The sequence below is a fragment of the Caballeronia sp. ATUFL_F2_KS9A genome (assembly GCF_023630765.1).
Taxonomy (GTDB): Bacteria; Pseudomonadota; Gammaproteobacteria; order Burkholderiales; family Burkholderiaceae; genus Caballeronia; species Caballeronia zhejiangensis.
The window spans coordinates 1-14,430 of sequence record NZ_JALQEK010000036.1 but is presented as its reverse complement, the minus strand read 5'-3'; the positions used below and the strand labels follow the sequence as shown (position 1 = coordinate 14,430).

The following is a 14,430-nucleotide window of genomic DNA, read 5'->3' as shown; positions in this document are numbered from 1 at the left end:
TCAACTGCGGAGGTCGGATTTCCGTTAGTGCCATCGACATCGCAAACATTTTTTCTGGAGAAGGACGTGAATCGCCTGAAGGCTTTTATCGCGCTATCGCTGATCGCGAGCGCGGGCGTGACCGCCAACGCGTACGCCTGGGCGCGCGTCGGCGTGTGGGTCGGCGGACCCGTGTATTACCCGTATCCCGTCGCGCCGGCGCCGTATTACTACTATCCGCCGCCGCCCGTCGTCGTTCAGCCTGCCGCGCCGGTTCAATACGTCGAGCAGGGTCAGCCCGCCGCCGATCCGGGCGCGCCCGCGCAGCAGCCAGGCATGTGGTACTACTGCGACTCCGCGAAGGCCTACTACCCGTACGTGAAGCAATGCGCCAACGCATGGCGTCCGGTTCCGGCGACGCCGCCGCCATCGAACTGATGCTGTTCGGCACTTTGAAAACCGATAACCAAGCGAATTCGCAAGAATCCATGAACTACTCGAGGCTTGGCCTTTTACTGGCGGCAATCGGCGTGACGGGCCTTTCGGCCTGCACCGTGATGCCTACCGGCCCCAGTGTGATGGCGCTACCCGGCAGCACCAAAACGTTCGACCAGTTCCGCGCCGATGACAACTCCTGCCGCCAGTTTGCCCTTCAGCAGGTCGGCGGCGTGGACGCCAATCAGGCGGCGACCAACAGCGCGGTCGGCAGCGCGGTCGTCGGCACCGCGCTCGGCGCGGCGGCGGGCGCGGCCTTCGGCGGCGGATCGGGAGCGGCCATCGGCGCGGGCGCGGGCCTTCTGACCGGCAGCGCGTTCGGCGTCGGGGCATCGCAGGCATCGGGCTACAACGTGCAGCAGCGCTACGACTACGCGTATCTGCAATGCATGTACGCCGCCGGCGACAAAGTGCCGGTACGCGGCTCGACGCGCATGGTTCAGCCGTCCGGCGGCGCGTATTCCACCACGCCTCCGCCGCCTCCTCCGCCGCCGGGCTGGCAGCCGCCGCCCGGAACTTACTGACAGACTGAGTCAATGCCGCACGCGCCGGTCATCGCCGCCGGCGGCGAGCGGCGCATCGGGCACGAACGACGGCGCCACGAGCAAGCCCGTCACCCAGCCGATATAAAACCGCAAGTCGCTCCAGAACTCCGATCGCTCATACACGCGAAACGCCTGTACGTGCGCGAGCCATAGCGCGAGTTGCAGCGCGCCCGTCAGCACGAGCCAGGCGAGCGCGATCACGCCGGTCGCGCGGGCGCAGCGCCTGAACGTGAACGCATCCCACTGTTCCCGCACGATGAGACATCCCGCGATCAGCACGGCTATCGTGGGAATCGCGCTGGTCACGAGCACATGCGCGCTCCAGCCGAATATCACGCCGACCAGCAAACCGACGATGATCGACAGCGCCGCAATCGGCCACGCGATCCACGACGGCGCGCGCGCGGCCATCCACGCAATCGTGATGAAAAACGGCGTGATCGCCCATTGCAGCGCCTGCGCCACGGCTTTCACGAGGTTCTCGCTTGCCTGCTCGTTGGAGTGACTCGCTGCGACATACACGGTGATCGCCTCGTGCACGCAGACGGCGACGATCGCAAAGCTCAACGCCTCGCACGCGGCGAAAGCGGGAGATTTCTCGGCGGGCTCGTGCGCGTCGGACAGACCGCGCAAGCGCTCCAGCACCGGCTCGACGAAGAACGCGAGAATCGCGCCGATCAGGAGCGCGGCGGCGGCATCGGTCAGCGAAAAATGGCCGAAGAGCGAAAGCAGCCCTTGCCACAGAAATTCGGGCGCGGCCGCGCACACGGCCACCCAAAGCGCGAAGAAGAACCCGTTCGAAGCACTTCTGAGCGGCATGGCCACCTCGATGCGTTTTTATTGTTCCGGCGGCGACGCATCCTTCACGCGGTCGATCAATGTCGCGCGCACGCGCTCGCGCAGGTCGGCGGGCATCGAAAAGCATTCGTAGGCGAGCGCCTGCGCAACGGTCACGATCCGCAGTTCTTCGTAGCGGCGTCCGCTTTCGATCATCGCTTCGAAGGCGTTGGCGCGCTCGTTGATTTCGATCGGATCGGCATCGACGAGCAGGACGGCGTGCGCAAGCACCGCATAGAGCGGCTGGTCCTTGTCGCCGTGCGGCACGCGCCGCCAGTACTGCGCGGTGCCCGCGACCTTGCGGGCGTCGTCGCCGGGGCCCCAGGCGAGATTGAAGCGGCCGTCGCAGAAAGAGCCTTCGACCGCCTGCCAGTGCGTCAGCACGCCGAGCGAGTTGAGCGCATCGGCGAGAATCCGGCACAGATGCACGTAGACGGTTTCGGACAGCGCGCCCATCGGCGCGCGCACCGGATACGCGAGGCTCAGATTGAGCACGCCCGGACCCTGCGGAACGAGACCGCCGCCGGACAGACGCAGCCACACGGGACAGCCGCGCGCAGCAAAAGCCTCGCGCGCGTCGGCGAGCGCCGCGTAACGCTGATAGCTGCGCGGCACGACGAGCGATGCAGGCGCGTCCCAGACATGCGCGACGGCATCGCCCGCGGCCGCGCGCGCGAGGAGCGCTTCTTCGGCTTGCAGCGGATCGTGCGGATCGCCGGAAAGCGCGGCGGGATCGATCAGTTGGAAGGGCATGGCATCGAAGGAATGACGCGCCGACGCAGACGCGATCCCGACATGGTAGTCAAGAACGCGCGGACGCGCCGCGACGGTGTCCTGCTCCGCCGCGGCGCGCGCCGGGCGATCAGCCGCCCTTGCCTACGTGCTCCTTCAACAACGCGTTGACTTCGTTGGCCTTCTCCATCTGACTCATGTGCCCGGCGTCGTCGAACACGCGAACGGTCGCGCCTTCCGGTGCATGCTTCGCGTGCGCGGCGGGAATGATCTGGTCCTTTTCGCCCCAGATCACGAGCACCGGCTTGCCCGACGCAGCCAGCTTGCCGCCCGGCAGCGCGCTCTGCTTTCCGCCCGCGAACAAGCCGCCGTTGAGCGATGTCAGCGCGTCGCTGACGCCGTCGAGCCGCTTGTACTTCAGGAGATCGTCGAGCATCTGGCGGCTGACGAGTTCGGGATTCGCGAACAGCAGTTCGACCACCGGTTTCAGCTCGCGACGCGATTCGGCCGTGACGAAGCCTTCGGTGTACGCATTGTTCACTTCATCGCCGAAGCCGGCAGGCGAAATGAGCGACACGGACTGCACGCGCGACGGCTGGTCGACGGCCATCTGCGCCGCGATGCCGCCGCCCATCGAATGGCCGACGAGATGCGCCGCTTCCAGACCCACGGCGTCCATGAACTTGCCGACGAACGCGGCCAGCGCTGCCAGAGACGTTCCAGGCACTTTAGGCGTCGATTGTCCGTGGCCCGGCAGATCCAGCGCGAATACGCGGTTCCTTTCGGCGAGCGCATCGAGGTTGAACAGCCAGTTGTCGAGATCGCCGCCGAAGCCGTGGATGAACAACACCGCGGGCCGGCTCGCATCGTCGCCGCCGCGCGAGGCGTAGCGCACGCGGATGCCATCGACATCGACGAAGTGATACGCCGCCGCTTCCTCGCCCGCTTCCTCATCTTCGGCGGGCGTGACGTAGGACGAAACGTACGCGTCGATATCGGCGTCGCTCACGTCGGACGGCGCGAGCACGCCGAGCAGCGCCTTGACCGGCAGCGTATCGCCCGCCGACGCGACCCGCCGACGCAGCAAACCCGCGTCGGGCGCTTCGACGGCGTTGGCGATCTTGTCGGTTTCGACATCGAGAATCGGCATGCCGACGGTAATCTCCGTGCCCTCCTCCACGAGCCATTCGTTGACCGTGCCTTCCTTCATCGACAAGCCCCATTTGGGCATCACGATCGGTGTGATTGCGGCCATCAGTGCTTTCCTCCCTTCATGGTTTTTCGTGCGGCGTCGGCGATCTGCGCGGCGCTCGGTATGTAAAGATCTTCGAGCGTCGGCGAGAACGGCACCGGCGTATGCGGTGCGCAGACCATCTGGATGCCCGCTTTCAGCGCGCCGAACGCCTGCTGCGCGACCTGCGCGGAAATATCCGTGGCGATATTGCAGCGCGGGTTCGCCTCATCGACGACGACGAGCCTGCCCGTGTTCTCGACCGTCTCCAGCACCGTATCGAGATCGAGCGGCGACAGCGTGCGCAGATCGACGACTTCCGCTTCGATGCCTTCCTTCGCGAGCGTCGCGGCGGCCTCCAGCGCGCGATGCACCATCAAGCCGTACGTGACGATCGACACGTCCTTGCCGTCGCGCACGACGTTCGCTTCGCCGAACGGAATCGCATACGAGTTCTCGGGCACTTCGCCTTCGAAGCCGTAGAGATTCTTGTGCTCGCAGAAAATGACCGGATCGTTGTCGCGGATCGCCTGAATCAGCAATCCCTTTGTGTCGTAGGGCGTCGACGGGCACACGACCTTCAGCCCCGGAATGTGCGTGAACAGCGAGGTCAGCATCTGGCTATGCTGCGCGGCCGCGCGAAAGCCCGCGCCGACCATCGCGCGGATCACGACGGGCGTTTCCGCCTTGCCGCCGAACATGTAGCGGAACTTCGCCGCCTGATTGAAGATCTGGTCGAAACACACGCCCATGAAGTCGATGAACATCAGCTCCGCGACCGGACGCATGCCGCACGCCGCCGCGCCGATCGCCGCGCCCACGTATGCCGATTCCGAGAGCGGCGTATCCAGAAGGCGATCGCCGTGCTTCGCGTACAGACCTTTGGTGACGCCGAGCACGCCGCCCCACGCGTCTTTCTCGCCGTCCGCGCCTGCGCCGCCGACGATGTCCTCACCCAGCACGATCACACTCGGATCGCGCGTCATTTCCTGATCGATGGCTTCGTTGATCGCCATCTTCATGCTCAGTTTGCGGGCCATGGTGTTTGTCTCCTCGAATCAATATTTGACGTAGACATCGGTGAGCAGATCGGCGGCGGTCGGCAAAGGCGCGTCCTTCGCTTCCTGCACCGCGCGGTCGATCAGCGCGGCGACCTCCTTGTCGATCGCGTCGAGTTCTCCCGGGGAGATCACGTCGGCTTGCGTGACGGCGGCCGCGAACTTCTTCAGGCAATCCTTGTTCGAGCGGATATCGTCGATTTCGCCGGGCGCGCGGTAGGTCTGCGCGTCGCCTTCGAAGTGACCGTAGAAGCGGATCATCTTGCATTCGAGCAGCGCCGGCCCGCCGCCTTCGCGCGCGCGTTTGATGACCTCGCCCGCCGCTTCGTACACCGCAAAGAAATCGGTGCCGTCGACGGTCACGCCCGGAATGCCGAAGCCCGCCGCGCGATCGACGTAGCTATCGACGGCCGTGCCGTAGTCACGCGCGGTCGATTCGGCATAGCCGTTGTTCTCGATCACGAAGATCACCGGCAGGTTCCACACGGCCGCGAGATTCAGGCTTTCGAGAAACGTGCCCTGGTTCGACGCGCCATCGCCCGCGAACGTGATGCCGACTTCGCCCTTGCCGCGAAACTTCGCCGCGAGCGCCGCGCCGCAGATCAGCGGCGCGCCCGCGCCGAGAATGCCGTTCGCGCCCATCATCCCTTTCGACAGATCGGCGATATGCATCGAGCCGCCCTTGCCGTTGCACGAGCCGCCTTTCTTGCCGTAGATCTCCTTCATCATCGCGACCGGATCGACGCCTTTCGCGATGCAGTGTCCATGTCCACGATGCGTGCTCGCGATGCGGTCGCCATCGTTCAAATGCGTCATGATGCCGACGCCCGCCGCCTCCTCGCCCGCGTACAGGTGCACGAAGCCGGGAATGTCCCCGCGTCCGAAATCGACGTGCAGGCGCTCTTCGAAATCGCGGATCGTGCGCATCTTGCGATACGCGCTCAGCAGTTCGTCCTTGGAGAGCGGCAAGCCGCCCGCATGTTGCGTCGCTGTCATCTCTGTCTCCTTTGATGTCTTCCGTGGGTTGGCCTAGCGGGTGTGGCTGCTGGACTGACGCATCAGCCCGGACGCCGCCGCGTAACGCATGCACGCGGCGACATCGATGCTGCGAAAAGCGCTTTCCCTGAGCGTGACGCTCACTTCGTCGCCGGGTCCGAAGGCGAGCTCGCGTTCGCCGTCGAGCGCGACGATGCCGCTCTTCTGCTTCACGCGATGCGGCACGCCGTCGGCGAGGCGCGTCCAGTTCGCGATCGGCACGGGTTCGACGAGGCCGGGCGCGATCGGCGCGCGCAGTTCGAATTCGCAGTCGCCTGGTCTGCCGAGCTCGATCGCGAGTCCGCCCTTGTCGTGCCGCCCGAGCGGTTCGAGCAGACCGGCGATCGCCGACATGCCGATCGCCTGCGGATCGGCGTAAGAGACGTAGACGGCGGCGAGCGTGTCGATCTTCCACAGCGCCCGCGCGCCGATGAAATGCTCGTGCGAAATCACGGCATCGACGAGCGCGATGTCGCGGCGCACGCTGCCTTTCGCATCGCGAATTTCGATGTCGAGCAGCTTGTTCGACGCGAGCGCTTGGCGCGCGGGGACGCGGCCCGTTGCGTAGAGCCCCGTCGCAAGTCCGGAGATGGTCGGCTCCCGCATTTCCGGATAGGCGTTGTTCGTGCCCGTCGACAAGCCTGCGATCGGCACCTGGCCGCACTCGCGCACGACCGCGCGATGCGTGCCGTCGCCGCCGAGCACGATGAGCGCATCGGCGCCGGCGTCGTGCATCATGCGCGCGGCGCGAAACGTGTCGTCGACGCGCGCGGTCACGGGCATGTCGAGGAATTCGACGTGAGCGAGCGCGGCGTCCGGACCTTGCTTGCGCGAAAGATGCCGTTGGAGCATGACCTTGAGACCTTCGCGGTCCGGCATCATCAGCACGCGCGAAGCGCCGCACGACGCGAGCGACGACAGCAGCCGCAACACAATATTCACGCGATCCGCGAGCTGCAGGCTGTTCGCATTCGCGATGACGCGCCGGATGTCCCGCGCCGAAACAGGATTGGCGATGATGCCGACGAGCGGCGCCGCGCTGTCACGCATGCCAGTGTCTCCGTTGTGTGTTTTGTGCGGCGGATAAAGGCAAGCGCCATGCCAATCTGAAGACGGCTTTCGCGCGCGAAAAAGCGAGGGATTACCCGCGGAAATCGGGCGCTTTGGAGGGTGTACGGGGCGCCGCCGTGACAGGTGTCACAGCGGCAGGTGTATCGGCGGGAGTACAGGCGTATCGCGCGTTAGTGACCCGCGTCGCGCTGATTCGGCGACTTGATGCCGTAGCGCGCCATGCGCCGGTAAAGCGTCATGCGGCTCACGCCGATCTGCCGCGCGACCGCGCTCAGATTCCAGCTCGCCGCGCGCAGATACTGCATCAGCAGCATGCCTTCGGGCGGCAGCCGATGCGGATCGAAATCCTCGACGACGGCGCGCGCCGGCTCGGCTTCGACTGGCGTCGGCGCGCCATCGAATCCTTCCGGCAGATCATCGACATCGATCGAACCGTTCGCGCACACCGCGCGCGCATAGCGCAGCACGTTGCAAAGCTCGCGCAGATTGCCCGGCCACTCATGCCGATGCAGCCGTTCACGCGCCGCCGGCGTCAGCGTGACCGCGCCTTCGAGCAGCTTGTCGACGAGCCAGTCGAGATCGCTTCGTTCGCGCAGCGGCGGCAGCGTGAAGCGCGCGCCGTTCAGGCGATAGTAGAGATCCTCGCGGAAGCGTCCGTCGTGCATGAGCGCGTCGAGCGAATGATGGGTGGCGGAAATCACGCGCACATCGACCGATACGGGCCGCGACGCGCCGATCGCGAGCACTTCGCCTTCGGCCAGTACGCGCAGCAGCCGCGATTGCAACTCGCGCGGCATGTCGCCGATTTCATCGAGAAAGAGCGTGCCGCCGTCCGCTTCCTGAATGAGCCCGCGCTTGCCTTTCGCGCCCGCGCCCGAAAAGCTGTTCGGCAGATGCCCGAACAATTCGCTTTCGATGAGCGTCTCCGGAATCGCCGCGCAATTCACCGCGACGAACGGCCCCGCGCGCCGCGCGCTCGCGCGATGCAGCGCCTTCGCGAAAAACTCCTTGCCGCTGCCGGTTTCGCCATTGACGAGCAGGTTGATCGGCGAATCGACGAGCTTCGCGGCGCGTTCCAGTTGACGCCTGAGCGCGGCATCGCCACCGCACAGCGCGGCGAGCGGCGCGGGCACTTCCACGCTGCGCGCCGCAGTCGCGTTGGTCGACGGCGTGACGCACGGCGCGGGCGGCATCACGCTCAGATAAAGCAGCGCGCCGGATTTTGCGAGCGGCACCGCGCGCAATTCGCTCGGGCGCGAATAGACGAAGCGGCCCAGCTCTTCGATGCGCGCGTCGAAAAGCGTATCGAACGGCACGCCGATCAGCGACGTCGCCCTTTCTCCCGGCGCGACCGGACGGCCGATTTCGGCGGCGAGCATCGTATGCGCGCGGCGATTGTGTCCGACGATGCGTCCGCTCGCATCGAGCGCGATCAGATATTCGGGGTTCACATCGACGAATTCCGGCGCGGTGTTCAGCTTCAGAATCCAGTCCTGCCGATGCGTGCGCAGAAAATTCGCGTTCTCGATGTGCCCCGCGTAAATCCGCACGAGTTGCAGCGCGAGATTCTGGCTGTCGCGCGCTTGCGGCGACACGAGCGCGGAAATGTCGAGGATCGCGGAAAGCGCGCCGCGCGAATCGTAGAGCGGCGCGGCGGTGCACGTGAGCGGAATGTGCGTGGCGTCGAAATGATCGATCTGATGGACGGTGAGCGCCTGCCCCGTCGTGAGCGCGGTGCCGACCGCGCAGGTGCCCGCGCCCGCTTCGCTCCACTCCGCGCCGAGATAGAGACCCGCGCGGCGCAGCGAGGAATCGGTGTTCGCATCGCCGATGTAATCGACGGTCACGCCGAGCGCATCGGTGAGCAGCACGACATAACCCATGCCCGCGACCTGCTCGTACAAGGCTTCGAGACCGTGACGCGCGATGCGCGCGAAGTCGTCGATGCGCTGCTGATGCTCGCGCAGGCGCGTCTGCGGCAGGATGCGCGCTTCCTGCATGCGCGACGGATCGAGTCCGTACTGATGCACGCAACGCCGCCATGAAGACTGAATGATGCCGTCGTGCGCTCGCGCCGTACCGAGCGCGTCCGCCCGCGTGGTCGCCGCGACGACTGCCTCGATGTGCTCGCGTTGCCGCATGTCCATCGTGCTCTCCTTGGCGTTCTCGTGCCGCCCGCACGCGGAATTCACCGATTCGCACGAGCGTGTCTCAGGCCATATGATGCTCGAATCGGCAGAACGCGTCATGCGGCGATAGCGCTGCGCCGCAACATATACGACCGCTGATACATCGGCGCATCAGAACGAAAATCAGGAGACAGCGGATGGCGAAGATCGCTTACGAAGACTTCGAGCGACAGATCGTGCAGCATCACCTCATCAAGGGCAACGTGTACGAGAACGGCGCGGCGCTCGTCGAGCGCGCGAACAGGTGGATTGCCGAGAACGACGTCGACGTGCTGAACGTCGAAAGCCTCTCGACGTTCGGCGCCGGCGACGATACCAGCGTGAGCCATTGGTACTCGGGCATTCGCGTCTGGTATCGGATCGCGTAGAAGAAGAATCAGCCGCGGCCGACGAACGGCATCTTGGTGGCCATCACGGTGTGGAACAGCACGTTGGCTTCGAGCGGCAGGTTCGCCATGTAGAGCACCGACTGGCCGACGATCTTCACGTCCATCATCGGTTCGATGGCGATCTCGCCGTTCGCTTGCGGCACGCCCTTCGACATGCGCTCCGACAGCTCGGTGAAAGCATTGCCGACATCGATCTGACCGACCGCGATGTCGTACTTGCGGCCATCGAGCGATGCGGTCTTCGTGAGACCTTGCACCGCGTGCTTCGTCGCCGTGTAGGCCGCCGAATTGGGGCGCGGCGCGCTCGCGGAAATCGAACCGTTATTGATGATGCGGCCGCCCGTGGGCGTTTGCGCCTTCATCGTGCGGAATGCTTGCTGCAGGCAATAGAACATGCCGTTCAGATTGATATCGACGACGTTCTTCCATTGCTCGGGCGTCCAGTCCTCGAACGGTCCCGGCGGATTCGTCACGCCAGCGTTGTTGAACAGCAGATCGACGCGGCCGAAGCGCTCGACCGCCGCCTTGAAGAGCTTCTCGACCGATTGCGGATCGGAGACGTCGGTCGGCACGGCGAGCGCGCGCTCCGCTGCATTCGATTCGCCGATCACCGCGTCGAGCGGCGCGGGACGTCTTCCGGCAAGCACGACCGACCAGCCGTCGCCGAGCAAGGCCAGCGCCGCCGCACGGCCGATCCCGCTTCCCGCTCCGGTGACGATGGCGATTCGTTGAGACTGCTTGGCTGCGTCAGACATGTCGGCGTTCTCCTGTTGTCGGGCGCGCGACACTTTGCGCGCGCTTTTGGGGAGAACATTATCGACGATGATTCAGCGATTCCGCGACGCTTCCGTCGTAACGGCGCCGGCCGTCGTCTTGCTCGCGCCGCTGCCGTCGCAGAAGACGGCGGTCATCATCATCGGCACGACCTGTTTGACGACCGCCGTGCTGCCCGATTCGCGCACCTTCGCCTCGACCGTTTCCGACGCGGCGAGCACCACGACGCCATACGCGGAATCGTTGATCGGCTGGCCGCTGCCGCGCTTGAACATGTCGTCGCCGTGCTCGTAGCCCAGCACGGCATACACGCGAAAGCCGTAAGCGGTGAGCTCGCTTCCCTGGGTCGGCTTGAACGCGTTGACCGAATTCGCCTCGACGCGCATGGGGCGCGCGTCGATGGATTTATCGGCGACGAGCGGTGCGATGAAGTTGTGCGCGCTGGACTTGCAGTCGAGCTGGCTTTCGAGAGACGTGGCGGTGCACAGGCTGGGCAGCAGTCCCCCGACCACGGCAGCGATTGCGGTAAGCGTTGCGAGAGGAGCGGTTTTCATGGCAGCGTAACCAACGGTTCGTAAGGCCGGCACGGATTCCCGGGCACCCGTGCCGATGCAATAACCGAGCCAGTGGACCGGCCCGCACGTCGCGTTCGCGCTGCACATTCCCGCAAGGGCTTGGTTTCTTCGTTGTTCGTTGACTTCTTGACCTTCGCGCTGCGCGCAATCCTCGTATCGATGCTGCGATTCCTACAATCGCTTTTGTAGTCGAGGCAAGAACAGATTCCGCGTTTCGACATACGTCGTCTGTACGAGATCCCTCAATCTTTTCCTGTCGATGCGGCGAGCGGATGACAGCGCGCGCGATGGTGTCTTCGACGCAGGAAAGCCGCGAAATCGTTATATTCGGCGCTTCGACCTTCGAGGACTCTAAATGACCGCGCTTGCCGATTTCCCCATCACCCGCAAATGGCCCGCTCAGCATCCCGAGCGCATTCAGCTCTATTCGCTGCCGACGCCCAATGGCGTGAAAGTCTCGATCATGCTCGAGGAAACCGGCCTGCCTTACGAGCCGCATCTCGTGCGCTTCGACAAGAACGATCAGATGTCGGACGAGTTCCTGTCGCTCAATCCGAACAACAAAATTCCCGCGATCATCGATCCGGACGGACCCAACGGCGAGCCGATGCCGCTCTTCGAATCCGGTGCGATTCTTGTCTATCTCGCGGCGAAGAGCGGCCAGTTGATGCCCGACGATGTGGCGAAGCGCTACGAAACGCTGCAATGGCTGATGTTCCAGATGGGCGGCGTCGGCCCGATGTTCGGGCAGGTCGGCTTCTTTCACAAGTTCGCGGGCAAGGATTACGAGGATAAGCGTCCGCGTGCGCGCTACGTCGCCGAATCGAAGCGGCTTCTTGGTGTCCTCGACAAGCGGCTCGAAGGTCGCGACTGGATCATGGGCGACGAGTACAGCATCGCGGATATCTCCACGTTTCCGTGGGTGCGCAATCTGATCGGCTTTTACGAAGCGCGCGAGCTGGTGGATTTTCACGAGTTCAAGAACGTCGAGCGCGTGCTCGACGCGTTTCTCGCGCGGCCTGCGGTGAAGCGCGGACTGGAGATTCCGAAGCGCGATTGATTGCGGGGCATCGGTCGCTTTCGTTGGGAACGCGCACGCAAAGGTTTGCGGCGCGTGACCGCGGCGCTTGTCACACAAACGTCTTCGACAATCGGTAGATTGCGCTCTCCACAAAAGTCCGATGATTGGCCGCTGCGCGCCTCCGGACTTCTCCGCGCACGTTTCTCTTCTACCGAAAATGTCAAAGTTCACCGTCAAGGCGCGCCTCGCGATCGTCACGGGCGCGGTCGCCGCCGTGCTCGTCGCGGTCGGCAGCGTCGGATTATTCGGCGTCCAGCAAGGCAATGCCGCGCTACGCCACGTCTTCGAAGGGCGCGTGCAAGCGCTGCAGACCATCTCCACGATCGACGAACTCATCACGCAAAGCCAGTTCGCGATCAGCGACGCCGTGCTCGATCCATCGGCGCAAAAGACGCAAGCCGTGGTCGCATCGACGCAGCAGCGCGTCGCAAATATCGATGCCCTGCTCGGCCGCTATCTGCGCTATCCGCTCGATTCGACCGAAGCGCCGCTCGCAAAGCGCCTCGCCGCCGACTGGGCGACACTGCGCGACAAAGGCTTTCGTCCGTCGACGGATCTGCTCGCCGCCAACAATTTGGCCGAAGCACAGTGGATCGTCACGCAGCAGATCGAGCCGCAAGCGAAGCGCGTCAAGAAGGAAAGCACCGATCTGCGCGCGTTTCAGCTCACCGCCGCACAGCAGGAATACGACGACGCGCAACGCGTGAGCCGCATCGTGCAATGGAGCGTGGGCGCGTGCATCGGGGCGGGCGTGGCGCTCGTCGGCTGGCTCTGCTTTTCGTTGGCGCGCTCGCTCATGCGCCAGCTCGGCGGCGAACCGGAACTCGCGGCAAGCGTGGCGCGGCGCGTCTCGCAAGGCGATCTGCTGACCGATGTGCCCGTCGCGCGCGGCGACACGGAAAGCGTGATGTACGCGATGAGCCTGATGCGCAGCCAGCTCGCGTCGATGGTCGGCGACATCAAGCGCTCGACGCAGACCATCGGCGTCGCGGCGGCGGACATCACCGAGGGCAACCACGCGCTGTCCGCGCGCACCGAGGAACATGCGGCGAGCTTGCAGCAGACGTCGGCGAGCATGGAGCAGATCGCATCCACCGTTCGCGCGAACGCCGATCACGCGAATCGCGCGCGCGAGTTGGCGAGGGAAGCGTCTGGGCGCGCGAAGGATGGCGAACGCGCCGTCGCCGATGCAATCGCGCGCATGATGGATTTGTCGTCGCGTTCGGCGCAGATCCGGCAGATTACGAGCGTGATCGAATCCATCGCGTTTCAGACGAATCTGCTCGCGCTGAACGCGGCGGTCGAAGCGGCGCGAGCCGGGTCGCTCGGACGTGGCTTTGCTGTCGTCGCCGAGGAAGTTCGCGCGCTCGCGCGACGCTCGTCGGCCGCGGCGAAGGAAATCTCGCAATTGACCCGCGAAGTGAACGCGCACGTCGAATCGAGCGGCTCGACGGTCATGCGCGCGGGCACGACGCTCGCCGATCTGCTCGCTTCCGTCGACGCCGTGTCGATGCTCGTCGAAGCGATCGCGACGGCTTCGCGCGAGCAAAGCAGCGGCATCGACGAAGTGAACGACGCGGTATCGCAGATGGATCGTTTGATGCAGAAGAATGCCGCCCTCGTGAACGAAGCGGCGACGGCCGCGCACGCGCTCGACGCGCAGGCGCGCGAACTCGGGCAAACCGTCCAGGCATTCCGGGTTTAGGCGTTTTTTGACGCGGCCGGCGCGAATTTTTTTACCGGTTCAGAATGGGAGACGAAGCAACGCGCGAATTTCGTACGCCGGGTCAAATGCGTTACGCATCAACACGTTGGCCCGGCGATGCTCAGGATATCCACAATCTTGCCCACCGATTCTGTGGACAAGCATTCGTCCGTTCCAGCCGTCACGAGTTCGCCGAACGCATGATTTGTCAATGCGAATCTGACGATGGTGACGCCAATGGATGCCCTCCTCTACCCTTCTCGACGCCGCGCCCGGCGCCTTTCGCTAGCTGCGGCTGCCGGCATGATTTGCATGGCGGCTCACGCGCAAACGCAATGCCCCGGCTACGTCGAAACCGACGCCGGCAGCGCTTTCGATATCGCATCGATGATTCGCGACGCCGGCTCGCCGCAATCCGCGCTCGACAAGCTGCGTAACGCGGTGGCGAAAGTGAACGCCGGCGGCGGATGCTCGATCTTTCGCGACCGCCTCGCCTGCGAGGAAACGCTCACGCTCGCAAACAAGGCGATCGTCGCGTTGCAGGCGTGCGCGTCGTCAAGGATGCCTAAAGGCACGACGCACGGCTGATGTCATCGCGCAAATAAAAAAGCGGGTGGCGCCCATTATTGGGGGCCCCGCGTCAGTGTTGGGCCGAACCGCACTCCACCCGGCCCCCCCGGTCATCGCTACAGGTACGGCCCCCCCTTGTAGGGGGGGGGTGGTTGGTATTGCTT

At 64.8% G+C, this 14,430-nt stretch carries 15 protein-coding genes; 6 read left to right on the top strand and 9 right to left on the bottom strand.

The annotated features are described in order from the left end of the window. Positions 1 to 66 precede the first annotated feature (66 nt). Positions 67 to 417, top strand: a complete 351-nt coding sequence (locus tag NCS67_RS24305) for a hypothetical protein (RefSeq protein WP_033535906.1) — start codon at positions 67 to 69, stop codon at positions 415 to 417. Between the two features lie 50 nt (positions 418 to 467). After that, positions 468 to 998: a YMGG-like glycine zipper-containing protein gene (locus NCS67_RS24300; RefSeq protein ID WP_033535907.1), complete on the top strand. Its 531-nt coding sequence runs from the start codon at positions 468 to 470 to the stop codon at positions 996 to 998. A gap of 9 nt (positions 999 to 1,007) precedes the next feature. Here NCS67_RS24300 and NCS67_RS24295 read toward each other — a convergent pair whose 3' ends face one another. The 7 genes from NCS67_RS24295 to NCS67_RS24265 all read right to left on the bottom strand — a co-directional run bounded on the left by NCS67_RS24295 (position 1,008) and on the right by NCS67_RS24265 (position 9,130). After that, positions 1,008 to 1,838 carry a hypothetical protein gene (locus NCS67_RS24295; protein WP_250436967.1) on the bottom strand — a complete coding sequence of 277 codons (831 nt, stop codon included), beginning with the start codon at positions 1,836 to 1,838 and terminating at the stop codon, positions 1,008 to 1,010. An 18-nt stretch (positions 1,839 to 1,856) separates the two neighbouring features. Continuing rightward, positions 1,857 to 2,609 carry a lipoyl protein ligase domain-containing protein gene (locus tag NCS67_RS24290; protein ID WP_250436965.1) on the bottom strand — a complete coding sequence of 251 codons (753 nt, stop codon included), beginning with the start codon at positions 2,607 to 2,609 and terminating at the stop codon, positions 1,857 to 1,859. 109 nt (positions 2,610 to 2,718) lie between these two features. Further along, positions 2,719 to 3,843 (bottom strand): acetoin dehydrogenase dihydrolipoyllysine-residue acetyltransferase subunit, encoded by a 1,125-nt coding sequence (locus NCS67_RS24285; protein WP_008347159.1) that lies wholly within the window; start codon positions 3,841 to 3,843, stop codon positions 2,719 to 2,721. Next, the gene (locus NCS67_RS24280; protein ID WP_008347157.1) at positions 3,843 to 4,859 is read right to left on the bottom strand and encodes an alpha-ketoacid dehydrogenase subunit beta; all 1,017 of its coding nucleotides are present in this window, start codon (positions 4,857 to 4,859) and stop codon (positions 3,843 to 3,845) included. The genes NCS67_RS24285 and NCS67_RS24280 overlap by 1 nt, the downstream gene beginning before the upstream one ends. Positions 4,860 to 4,877: 18 nt before the next feature. Continuing rightward, positions 4,878 to 5,873, bottom strand: coding sequence for a thiamine pyrophosphate-dependent dehydrogenase E1 component subunit alpha (locus NCS67_RS24275; RefSeq protein ID WP_008347155.1), 996 nt, complete (start codon positions 5,871 to 5,873; stop codon positions 4,878 to 4,880). 33 nt (positions 5,874 to 5,906) lie between these two features. Beyond that, on the bottom strand, positions 5,907 to 6,962 hold the full coding sequence (locus NCS67_RS24270) for an ATP-NAD kinase family protein (RefSeq protein ID WP_250436963.1): 1,056 nt from the start codon (positions 6,960 to 6,962) through the stop codon (positions 5,907 to 5,909). Positions 6,963 to 7,153: 191 nt separating this feature from the next. Then, a complete protein-coding gene (locus tag NCS67_RS24265) occupies positions 7,154 to 9,130 on the bottom strand; it encodes a sigma-54-dependent Fis family transcriptional regulator (RefSeq protein WP_008347152.1) in 1,977 nt (658 codons plus the stop codon). Between the two features lie 179 nt (positions 9,131 to 9,309). Between NCS67_RS24265 and NCS67_RS24260 the strand changes: the two genes are divergently transcribed. After that, positions 9,310 to 9,540 carry a hypothetical protein gene (locus NCS67_RS24260; protein ID WP_008347150.1) on the top strand — a complete coding sequence of 77 codons (231 nt, stop codon included), beginning with the start codon at positions 9,310 to 9,312 and terminating at the stop codon, positions 9,538 to 9,540. Positions 9,541 to 9,548: 8 nt separating this feature from the next. Here the strand turns inward: NCS67_RS24260 and NCS67_RS24255 are convergent, their stop codons facing one another. Both NCS67_RS24255 and NCS67_RS24250 read right to left on the bottom strand, forming a co-directional pair. Beyond that, a complete protein-coding gene (locus tag NCS67_RS24255) occupies positions 9,549 to 10,316 on the bottom strand; it encodes an SDR family oxidoreductase (protein WP_008347148.1) in 768 nt (255 codons plus the stop codon). A 72-nt stretch (positions 10,317 to 10,388) separates the two neighbouring features. Then, the gene (locus NCS67_RS24250) at positions 10,389 to 10,889 is read right to left on the bottom strand and encodes a hypothetical protein (protein ID WP_008347146.1); all 501 of its coding nucleotides are present in this window, start codon (positions 10,887 to 10,889) and stop codon (positions 10,389 to 10,391) included. 376 nt (positions 10,890 to 11,265) lie between these two features. Between NCS67_RS24250 and NCS67_RS24245 the strand changes: the two genes are divergently transcribed. The 3 genes from NCS67_RS24245 to NCS67_RS24235 all read left to right on the top strand — a co-directional run bounded on the left by NCS67_RS24245 (position 11,266) and on the right by NCS67_RS24235 (position 14,284). Continuing rightward, the gene (locus tag NCS67_RS24245; protein ID WP_008347144.1) at positions 11,266 to 11,970 is read left to right on the top strand and encodes a glutathione S-transferase N-terminal domain-containing protein; all 705 of its coding nucleotides are present in this window, start codon (positions 11,266 to 11,268) and stop codon (positions 11,968 to 11,970) included. A gap of 178 nt (positions 11,971 to 12,148) precedes the next feature. Beyond that, positions 12,149 to 13,696, top strand: coding sequence for a methyl-accepting chemotaxis protein (locus tag NCS67_RS24240; protein WP_250436961.1), 1,548 nt, complete (start codon positions 12,149 to 12,151; stop codon positions 13,694 to 13,696). A 312-nt stretch (positions 13,697 to 14,008) separates the two neighbouring features. After that, positions 14,009 to 14,284, top strand: coding sequence for a hypothetical protein (locus tag NCS67_RS24235; protein ID WP_008347139.1), 276 nt, complete (start codon positions 14,009 to 14,011; stop codon positions 14,282 to 14,284). Positions 14,285 to 14,430 lie beyond the last annotated feature (146 nt).